The organism is Niabella hirudinis (assembly GCF_051201075.1).
Lineage (GTDB): Bacteria > Bacteroidota > Bacteroidia > Chitinophagales > Chitinophagaceae > Niabella > Niabella hirudinis.
In genome coordinates, this window is the sequence record NZ_JBPEHJ010000010.1 from 1 (window position 1) to 10,315 (window position 10,315).

The 10,315-nt window shown below is 42.5% G+C and carries 6 protein-coding genes and 1 pseudogene; 3 read left to right on the top strand and 4 right to left on the bottom strand.

Annotated features, from left to right (window positions below):
- Positions 1-100, top strand: a pseudogene (locus tag GGU45_RS17025) (transposase); the annotation flags it as partial.
- 206 nt (positions 101-306) lie between these two features.
- Entirely contained in the window at positions 307-900 is a 594-nt protein-coding gene (locus GGU45_RS17030; protein WP_435226759.1) for a hypothetical protein, read from the top strand.
- Between the two features lie 381 nt (positions 901-1,281).
- Here GGU45_RS17030 and GGU45_RS17035 read toward each other — a convergent pair whose 3' ends face one another.
- From GGU45_RS17035 to GGU45_RS17050, 4 genes are all read right to left on the bottom strand, one after another.
- Entirely contained in the window at positions 1,282-2,748 is a 1,467-nt protein-coding gene (locus GGU45_RS17035) for a peroxidase, FMP-type (protein ID WP_435226761.1), read from the bottom strand.
- A 184-nt stretch (positions 2,749-2,932) separates the two neighbouring features.
- Entirely contained in the window at positions 2,933-4,759 is a 1,827-nt protein-coding gene (locus tag GGU45_RS17040) for a M61 family metallopeptidase (protein WP_435226763.1), read from the bottom strand.
- A 70-nt stretch (positions 4,760-4,829) separates the two neighbouring features.
- Positions 4,830-6,599 (bottom strand): flavin monoamine oxidase family protein, encoded by a 1,770-nt coding sequence (locus GGU45_RS17045; RefSeq protein ID WP_435226764.1) that lies wholly within the window; start codon positions 6,597-6,599, stop codon positions 4,830-4,832.
- 202 nt (positions 6,600-6,801) lie between these two features.
- The gene (locus GGU45_RS17050) at positions 6,802-7,992 is read right to left on the bottom strand and encodes an FAD-dependent oxidoreductase (protein ID WP_435226766.1); all 1,191 of its coding nucleotides are present in this window, start codon (positions 7,990-7,992) and stop codon (positions 6,802-6,804) included.
- Between the two features lie 819 nt (positions 7,993-8,811).
- Here GGU45_RS17050 and GGU45_RS17055 point away from each other — a divergent pair.
- Complete coding sequence (locus GGU45_RS17055) at positions 8,812-9,837, top strand: N-acetylmuramoyl-L-alanine amidase (RefSeq protein WP_435226768.1); 1,026 nt, start codon at positions 8,812-8,814, stop codon at positions 9,835-9,837.
- Positions 9,838-10,315 lie beyond the last annotated feature (478 nt).

Consider the following 10,315-nt stretch of genomic DNA (forward strand, 5'->3'; position numbering starts at 1 on the left):
TGTCAGGAATCAAAAAGAGCATCATAAGAATGAAATGTTTTACGATGAATATAAGCGGTTGCTAATTGAGAATGGCGTTGAATTTGACGAAAAATCCTGAAGATGTATCAAATTATTTGAATCATTTTCAAGAGATGTGTCCACACGACAGGATCAATCGGGACGGCATGGCAAAACAGCAACTTTTGATACAACCTCTTTGTTGTAAGCAAGTTCGAAGGCGCAGCTACAGGCAGATAAATCACAAACCACCATCATATCCATCGCTAAGTCCTATCTTTAGCCGAACAACATTAAACAACTATTATGACTAAACTCCTTTTATTGACAATAACCCTTATATCGCTATCTTGTTTTAGCCAAACAAATAATGACACAAGTTTACACATTTCAATTTGGACACCACGGGGATGGTTCACCGGGAACAAAAAAATTTTAAAAGAAAATTTAACGAATTACAAAATCAGCAAGGACGATTTGAATAAACTTGGAAATACTATTGATACATCCAGAATTTTGGGTATTTATTATAAGTATGATCCTAAAACTCACTATGGACTTGTGCCTACTATTAAATTCTATATCAGACAAAACGATACAAATAGCTTTGATAAATTCCTTGTATCAATAAAAGATAAAATCGAAAAGATAGAGCCCTATGTGCTGAATTTTAAATATATCGACACGCCACAAACAATTACAGTTGGACAGAGAAAAGCATTTTATGCTTCTGCAACCTATAATTTAAAAGTTCAGACAGGAGAAACGGCAATCATCAGAACTAAATTTTTGTGTATTCCAATGAGTAGGCACTACTTAGATGCTACTCTAATTGACAACAACGAAGAAGACTGCTCAAATATTTACAAAGAAGTAATCAATAAGATAAAAGTGCAATAACTACGCCCGGCAGGCAGTTCCGCAATCTGGTTTCTGACCGCTCCCATCTCAGCTGGCTTCCGGACCCTATAGCTCAACAGTTACAGTTCCTTCCCGGTTGCCCTTTTCATACTTAAACTTGAGTTAAAGGAATATCACCGGCAGAAAAAAAGCCTCTGAATTCAATCAGAAGCTTTTTATTACAAACTTTTAGAGTCAGGGTTCAACCGCAAGCTGCGGGGAATTCGCGAGGTTCAAAGATGTTCAACAACAGGAGCCCTCCATTGCGATCGTTGCGGTTCTCATCGCGGCCTTTGCGGGTTCTTTGCGCACATCGCGGTTCAGTACCTATCGCAACGGACGCAAAGGAAGTTAACAGCCTTAATGGCCGCAGTTTGTTTTTCAACCCGGGAATTGCTCTTCTATCACACGTTGCTGATCTGCCGGAATATCGGCCAGCTTGCGAAGTGTATTAACCTGTATATGCGGCCAGCTGGTGGTGCCACCGTCATTTCCGAAATGAAATTCAAAAAATACGATTTGTTCGTATTGCAGTTGAAGAATTTCTTTCCCATCTTCAATCACGGTTTCAATCCACATGTTCATGTCCACTTCAACGGTAGGAACAAACCGGTTTACAAAAGGAACATTTAAAATGCCGCCCTGTGCGCCGGTTTTCATTTTGGATGACAGCTGAACAAACACATAGTTGCTTACCTTCTGTCCGCTTAAAGTGTCCCTGAGTCTAAGATCGGGTCTTACGGAATAAGGGTAAAGTTCATCGGCCAATATTCTTTGCGTATAGATTTTATTGGAGCCGGGGTCATTCTCATCGGTGAGTGTTTCGTGTACCCATGCCGGCGCCGGCTGGTCCAGATTGATGGGGTTTGACGGACTGGCACCTGCCCCACCCATTGTTTTTGAAATTGCGAGGTGGTCGGTTTGCCAGGCAGCATCACCCTGCGGAAATGGAGGCGCCCCATTGATCAGGAAATTTGCGCCATTGGGTTTAATATCTCCCAATAAGGTAACAGTGCTGCCATGTGGGATAACACCACTTCTTGAAATAGAATAGTCAGGAATAAAGTAAGGGCCATTGGCGCCCGTGCCTGGTTTTAGCTCCTGGGCCGGAATGAGCTCATAGTATTCCTGTCCCGGCGCCAATTCACTTAAAAGGATATACTTTTTATTATTTCCATCTGCTGATACCTGAACCAGGGGCTCATTTCTGTATTCCCCCTTGTAACCGTACAACTTAAAATCTTCCTCGGAAAAAGCGTGGATGCCGCGATCCTGTTCGATCGATTCTTGGGTAGCGGCATGATTGTACACATCACTAAGCCACAAGTACATACCATTTTCCTCGTGGATGGGTGTGTATTGTAAAGATTCCTGCCCGGCTACCTTATTAACACTCTTGATCGTTTGCTCATACTTAACTGCCCCGCAAAATAATTCACTTGCCCCGCCACGGTTACGTACACCGCCGGGCACCAGCGAAAATGTCAGCTTCTCAATATACTCTTCACAGTCAAAACTGAACTTACCGGGGATCGTTCCCGAATTGGTGCCCGGTGAAGGCATGATGGTGGTATGTATTCCACTGGCCAATGAAGGCCTGCCAACATTTTTGTTATAGTTGACGTTATAGCTTACCCATGTGCCTTCCAATGCCTGCAAAACACCGTAGTCCACATCGTTGGCTATCTGTTCAAGGTTTTCTTCCTTAAACGGCCTCACAGGATCATCAATCAGCAGCTTGGAATATCCCGACATGATTTCCGCCAGGCTTTTTGGCTTTGCAGCTGCTGAACTTTTGGCGGTGAATTTGGCTCCCGCTTCAGGGCCTTCTTTTTTTCGCTTAAGCATAATTTATTTTTTTGTTGTTAACTGAAAGAATATCGAAAAGGGTGAACCCAAATTACCTCAGCTGTTTAGAGCCTGTTTAAAATTTTACTTTTCTTAAACCATTAAGATTAAGAATCGTTAAGTCAGCATATTGCTTAATGAATCTTAACTTCTTAATGTTTATTTATAGCGGTAATGTATTTTATTATACCATCTGTTCTATACCATGAAAATTATCGTAGAAATCCAGATCAAATCTTTGGCCGGCAGCTGGTTTAAAGGCTGCTGTATCCAGCCATTGGTTTATTTTTTCTGCCTGAGCCGCCGTTCCCTTCCAAACGAGGTAATTCATTTTCCTGAATGCCGCCGGCGTTACCTGAAAACTTAGTTTTCTATGGCCTCTTAGTACCTCCAGCTCAACGGCAGCCGTTTGACTTGCTGCCCACTCCAGCCCTTTCAAAGAAAAGGCAAACCCATTGATGGTTTGAATCACATCGTTGGGAGCCATACCTGCCTGGCCGGCCGGGCTATCATCGCCCACTCCGTAAATGGTGGGGGCTCCATCATTCAGAAAAAATAATCCGAGATAACGCGTATCCAGCCATTTCACTTCAAAGCCGATCGCCTCCAGCTGGCGATCCGTATCTATATGTCCGGGTTCCGTTAATTGTGCAGCCAATACGCTTCCCAATCCGGGTTGCGCTTCCTCGTAAAACTGAATCACCTCTTTTGTTGTATACCCAACATAGTCGTTGGGAATAGTGGTACCATCACCAAAGTATTGGAGATAAAACGCCCTGAAGCTATCGTCAAGACTGGCATATTGGGCTTGCTTATCAGCCGACCGCAATCTTGTATCCAGTCCAAATGCAATCAGCATACCTTTGTCGTAGTAGTCGATGCTATTATTAACTCTACCGGGATATTTGCTATGATTCATATAAGTTGCCAATGAAGAATCTGCAACTGACACGCGGGAATAAGCCGGCTGCTGCGTTAAATGCCGGAAATATCCTGCAATAGCGCTGAAAAACTGATCCGGCGAATAGGCTTTGGCCCTGGCGCTTATCAAAAACTCATAATAACGGGTAAAACCTTCGGCCATCCACAAACCTTCGGTAAAGCTGCCGCAACACAACTGGTGTTTTAACTGACCAAGTGGCGCAGGCCTTAATCTGCGTACATTCCAGGCATGAAATAGCTCATGGGCGCAAACGCGTATGCCGGTTGCAAATAAACCATCATCCACAAACACTTCCGGGCCGATGCCGCTCATATTGCTGGTTAAATGTTCCAGCCCCCAATCTGCCTGTGGATTCAGCGACAATATGAAGGTGTAGTCCGAAAAAGGAAATAATCCAAATACATCATGGATCTTTTCAGCAGTCAAACACACCTGGTCTACAAATCCGTTTACTTTTTCATCAAAGCCGATGCCTTTATCTACAAAGACAAAATAAAATGGGATGTCTTTTACGGTTCTTTGAAGCAATGTAAAGCCACCAAAGCAAACAGGTGTATCCAAAAGGATTTCAAAGCTGGGGTAGACCCATTTATTAGTGTTGCCTTCTCTTTTCGCCCCGGATGGATGATGTATTTTCCATCCCTGCGGTATTTCCGCATAATCCACCGAACAGGCGCCCACAAAACCGGGACAAAAAAGATAACGGGTTCCCATCAGGACAGCGTAATCGCTATCTACGATCCCCATGGCGTCTCCCAGATCGGGCTCGTAACAGGAAGCCCGGTATTTCACTAAAACCGGTCCGTCCGTAACCTTAACAAGATACCCATTCAACCCTTTTCTTTCAACGGACAATTCATTTCCTCCGGCATCTTCGGCGGAGATCGAAAAGATGTCACGACCGTAAGATTCAAAGCTGTAGTCACCCGGAACCCAGGTTGGTAATTCCAGCAATAGTTCGCCGTTTTTTCCGTTGGCCACATCGCCGGTTATCTGCATTTCTACAGACATTTCCAGACTTTGCGGACGCAGCTTCACCTGGTACGACACAAAAGATTCACTGGTCATTTAATTTAACGTTTTTGTGTTTTATACTTCGTCTTTGCTCAGTACTTCGTCTTTGCTCAGTATGGAATAATTACCAGCCCAGGTAATAGTCGGCCGGAATCCAATCGGGGCGCTTCAGTTCAAAAAAATCTTCCAGCATATTTTCGGCTACGCAAAATGCACCTTCCACCCAGCCCTGCTGGTCGGAGTAGGCTTCCCCGCAGATATAAATGGACTCTGCTTTGTCGGGGTTACGCATGTATTGCATCACTTCCTGTATATTGTAATTTGCCTTCCATGCATGGTAGCCGCCGCCATAAGGATCGAGGGTCCAGTCTTTAAACCAGGTTACATAAGGGTCGGGTATGGTAACCCGGCCATGTAGTTCCCTGATCTGGTTCATGGCTTCATCCACCATCACTTGCGTAGCCTGGTTGGATTGTATTGTTGACAGGAGTGCAGCATCGGGCTGCGCTGTGGAAAGTAGTTTGGCAGGCTGAAACCGGAATAGCTTTCTTTTGGCGCCATAGGACCGGCGCGAGCTGGCCAATGTTTGCCAAAAGGTAATGGTGTTCATATCATTATAACTGCTCAGAAACAAAGAATGATTGTTGCTGGGGTCGGTTCCAAAATAATAACATTGGCGCATGGGCAAATCCGTAATAGAGTGTCCGGACTCAATCCCAAAATCATCTTTCCACCAGGGGTTTTCAAATCCCATAAGGATCTTTAAGGAAGGCTCTTTTATTACGGAAGCGATGTTTCTTTGTAAAACTTTTTGGGTATCCTGATTAAAAAAGAAATTGTTCTGATCCAGGAGTTCGAGCGACCGGCGGGGCATGGCCAAAATGATTTTATTGGTTTCTAAAATCCATTTTGATTGCGATTGCTCATTAAAAAATACAAGGGTATACTTATAGGGGCCGGATGCTTGTTTTGTAAACGTCTCAAGGCGATTTCCCATCCAGATATTCGCACCGCTTTTTTGGAGATAGGCATTTGCCAGGGCATAGGCAATCAGGTCATAACCGCCATTGATCGTTTTATAGGTAGATCCGGCATTTGAAAAATCACCTACCATATAAGGAAAAGCCTCTGCAGCATTCCAGTTGATGGTATTGGAATAATAACCGCCCGCTACCGATAAAAAAGTATACCCCTCTTCTGAAACCCGGTCTTTGATCAGGTTCCAGAACCCGATTTCGTTAACCTTCATTCCATTGTAAGGGCCATCAAAGTTATAAGTCAGTTTGGGTTTAATGTCGTTCCATTCTTCCCTGGTGATCTTAAAAGTATACTGATAGGGAGATGGGTTTGCAATCAGGTTGCCGTACTCATTCATAAATGAAGGATCCTTGGACAGCACGTCGTAGATGATCTTATTGAACAGCTGATCGGCGCTATAGCCCCTATCACCATCATTTAAATAATATCTTGTTTGTAATTTTTCTCCTTTTTTCTGCGCCGCTTCCCAATCGCCCATGTGCAGGCGCTGCTTCCTGAAATAACCAAAGAGATCGGCATCGTTTCCCATAGGGAAATCAACATGCTCCAATTCATCTTTGAATACCTTTTCAATGAGGGAAGTCACAATCTCCTGTGAGGTCATGTAGCGCATTCCGCCCAATTCGCCGGTAATGCTCATGCCGGGTAATTGTACCGATTCCAATCTGCCGCCGATGCGGTCGCCCATTTCAAAGATCTGCACCTGGTTTGCCGCCACAGGATTGTGCGCATCACTGGTAAGCCGATAGGCGCTGTATAAACCGGAAACACCGGCGCCAATAACGGCTACCTCAACAGAACGGATGTCTGGTTGTCCGGCCTTCAACGGAAGGTCTTTTAGGTTTGGAGATTTCATAATATGATCATTTTTTATGGCTGAATAAAATAAAGGGTTGAATAAGCGTTTGGTTAAAAATTTATTTTCTTAAACTATTAAGGCATTAAGAATAGTTTAGTCAACCTATTGCTTAATGTATCTTAACTTCTCAATCGTTTTACAGTTCATTATACATCTTCTGTCTATTAAAATTCAAACAGGCTCCAAAAGGAAAACGGTTTCATCGTTTTAATGCCGTAAAATATTTGAAACCTAACTGGAAGGGAGCAATATCATAATCGGTTTTACCGTCCAGGGCCATATCGGCCAATAATTTTCCCAGGAAGGGGATGAATTTAGCTGCCCAGCCGGTGGCATAGATAGCGATATCCTGATGACCGGGAATATAGCCCGGCGCAAAATCCAGCAGCAATTCTTTATTCCTGATATTCGATAAGGCAATAAGGCAGGTGGAAGTGTGCTCAGGAACAATGCCCAGGCCCGTCATGTGGTCTTTTACCCATTGAGCGGTATATCCCAAGGCCTGGGGATCGGGCTTACGGCTGGCGTTTTCCGGATTAGTCAACGGCTCTGTTACAAAATCGGGTGCAACCCTTATATATCCCGGAAAATCCCAGTCTACTCCTGGAAATCCGTAAAATTGGTTACCATTTGCTTCAATAGCGTTCTGAAAAACAAACCAGGTAGGATATTGGATGTTGGGGTCCGTTTTTCTAAAATAGGCCGACGACATTTCCCAATAGGTAACCGCTACATGGAACTCCTGTAATTTAAGCACCTCATTAATATAAGGCCCCGGTGTAATGACCAGCTTTGGCGCTGTAAAAACCCCTTCGGGTGTACTGACATAGAAAATCCCATCCTTCCGTTCGATTTTTATTACCGGCGCATTTTCCTTTAGATGAACACAGGGGTTTTTGCTGTTCAGCTCAAAAAGCAGTTCCAGCGTTGCTTTCAGGTTGATGCTGGCGCCATCTGCCTGAAATAATCCGGTGTAATTTTTGGGTAAGTTTCTAAAATGGAACTCCTCCTCGATATTTTCGACCGTCAGGCTATCATATTTTACATTTAACTGCTGCAGCGCTTTTTCTGCTGCTCCAATATTGCCTTCAGTAGAAACAACCGTTGGATCTCCGAACCACAACGTGCCTACTTTATCCATTAATGGTGTTTTAGTGTGCAGCTGAAGGGCATCCCAATAAGGTTGAGCATCCAATGCCATTTTAACCATGTAGGCATCGGGATAGGGAATGCGGTATTGCCGGGAAGTGCCGGCAGAACTGCCTTTCTGATTAAGGAATTGAAATCGTTCCAGCACCAGAACGGATGCCTTTCTTTTTCCTGTTTCATAGGCACAGGCAAGCCCCATCGGGCCACCGCCGATTACGATAACATCGAAATTATTATCCATTTAAATAGTATTTTGGTCTTAATCCCTAATTAATGTATACACATGAATATGTCCCCATCAAGAAACGGGCTCCTGAAAAACTGTCGTTTAAAAATCCGGAACGACAATAAACGTATTCATATTGAATACAAATTCTGATTGAACTATGTCCGTAAAATATTTTGGAAAAACCATGCAGTCCAGAGGGGTCACCTAACGCATTTGCCTTCCTATTATTTTAAACAGATGTTTGATTACATTCTTTTATATGTTGCTGGTTCAAATTGGCGATGGTAAATGTAATATAGAATTGCGATTTATTCTAATTTATTTTTTAAAAATAAATCTAACTTGTTCATAAGTATTTAAAATTTTGCTTTTAGCGTCTAAGGAACTTATAGAGAATAATGCAGTGTTGTAGTGGAAATTATAGAGAATTAATAATTCATATTACAATAGTTTATCAATAAACTCATATATATCCTTGTCGCTTGGTTTTGGCGCGTTTAAGCTAATGAGTTTCCCTGTTTGATCAAAGAGCAAAAATCTTGGAATAGAAACGATGTTAAAACTCTTTGCAAATTTTGATTGAAAGGCCTTCATTTTGATATTTTCTTTATAAGAAGTTAAAAAACGGTATTGCCAAATTACTAAAAATAGCGTGCTTAAAATCAGAAGGTTTTCTTCCCGGTTTTTCTGAGAATTAATTTATTTTCTTGTACCTTTCAGTGACCTGCTATTTTTTTAAAAATTTTGATCCGCTAATTTATGCAGATTAGATTTATACCATCACGGAGTATCATTTTGGGATTTTTTTTGTTCGCATGTGCCCATAAATCAGTGCCATCAAAAAGAAATATTTTAAGCACAATTCCAAATGCCCGAGGTAATACTGCCAAACAACAGAATCTCCCCCCACAAACTAACCAAACAGTATTTAAAACGCCAGAACAAAAGCCCCCACCTTCAGAAATCGCAAGCAAAGCCTCATTTGAAGCCCCTGCCCCCCTAAGGTATAAACCATTCATATCCAAAAACACTAACATTAATCCTGAGGCTTTAGTGTATGGGTCCCCACAGTACTATTTGTATCGGGCGGATAGTTTACAAAAAACATACTCGAGAAAGATTTATTATGACAACCTCCAAACAATAATAGACCAAATTTCCGCAACACCAGATGATAAGCTAAACCCTGCGGTTAATACCGACAACTGGTACGCTGCTATCGATTTTAATATCAGGAAGCCTCATTTTATCATATTACATCACACCGGTCAAAATAGTGTTGAACAAACGCTTTTTACTTTTTCTTTTCGAAAGAAATTAGAAAGCAGTGCACACTATGTAGTCAGCAGGGATGGCGCGGTTTATCAAATGCTAAACGATTATGTCAGATCTTATCACGCCGGTGCTGGTAAATGGGGAAACATTAGTGATATGAATTCGTGCAGCCTCGGAATAGAAATTGACAACAACGGCGAAAAAGATCTGTTTACAAGTGCCCAGATTAACGCACTTATTAAACTACTCACTTATTTAAAGGAAAAATATAGCATACCAACAGGAAACATTATTGGGCACTCAGACTTTGCCCCTATGAGAAAGAACGACCCCAGTGTCCTCTTCCCGTGGTCCCGGCTTGCCTTGGCTGGATTTGGATATTGGTATGATATCAACAATTTAAAAGAACCTCCGCCCGATTTCAATCCCTTATTAGCGCTACGTGTAATTGGTTATGATATAAGCGTCCCGGAATATGCCATCATTGGGTTTAAGCGTCATTTCATTCAGAATAATGAATCAAAAACGCTGAGTGATTATGAAAAGAAAATCATATACAACATAATGTTAAAATATGAATGAAGGATTTTCAAAATCGCTGAGGAATTTGTTTTTAATGCATCTGGAATATTATTACTACTTACAATATCACAGGTAATGGGATTTTTACCCGCTCGAAAACGCACTGAAACAAATGGAACAGGACATCCTGAGAGGCCTTCAGCTGCATAAAAACATGAACAGTCAAAAGTGTTGTCCCCCCCCCAAAAAAATGGTGGTATTGGTAAAAGTAGGTGCGCACGTAAATGGTATTCCGTAACAGAAAAAAGGGCAGTAAAAAAGCCTCTGAAAAAATAAGAAGCTTTTTTTACTGGTCGGGACGACCAGATTCGAACGAGCGACCCTCCCGCCAAAGCGGGATGCGCTACCGGCATAAAATCAAAAAGCCCAGCATTGCTGCTTAGCTTCTTTAAGTGTCGGGACGACTAGATTCGAACTAGCGACCCTCCCGCCAAAGCGGGATGCGCTACCGGCATAAAATCAAAAAGCCCAGCATTGC

Bases quoted from the DNA above. Each gene is read 5' to 3' on its own strand.
- GGU45_RS17030 (WP_435226759.1), top strand. From the start codon at position 307: ATGACTAAACTCCTTTTATTGACAATAACCCTTATATCGCTATCTTGT.
- GGU45_RS17035 (WP_435226761.1), bottom strand. From the start codon at position 2,748: ATGCTTAAGCGAAAAAAAGAAGGCCCTGAAGCGGGAGCCAAATTCACC.
- GGU45_RS17040 (WP_435226763.1), bottom strand. From the start codon at position 4,759: ATGACCAGTGAATCTTTTGTGTCGTACCAGGTGAAGCTGCGTCCGCAA.
- GGU45_RS17045 (WP_435226764.1), bottom strand. From the start codon at position 6,599: ATGAAATCTCCAAACCTAAAAGACCTTCCGTTGAAGGCCGGACAACCA.
- GGU45_RS17050 (WP_435226766.1), bottom strand. From the start codon at position 7,992: ATGGATAATAATTTCGATGTTATCGTAATCGGCGGTGGCCCGATGGGG.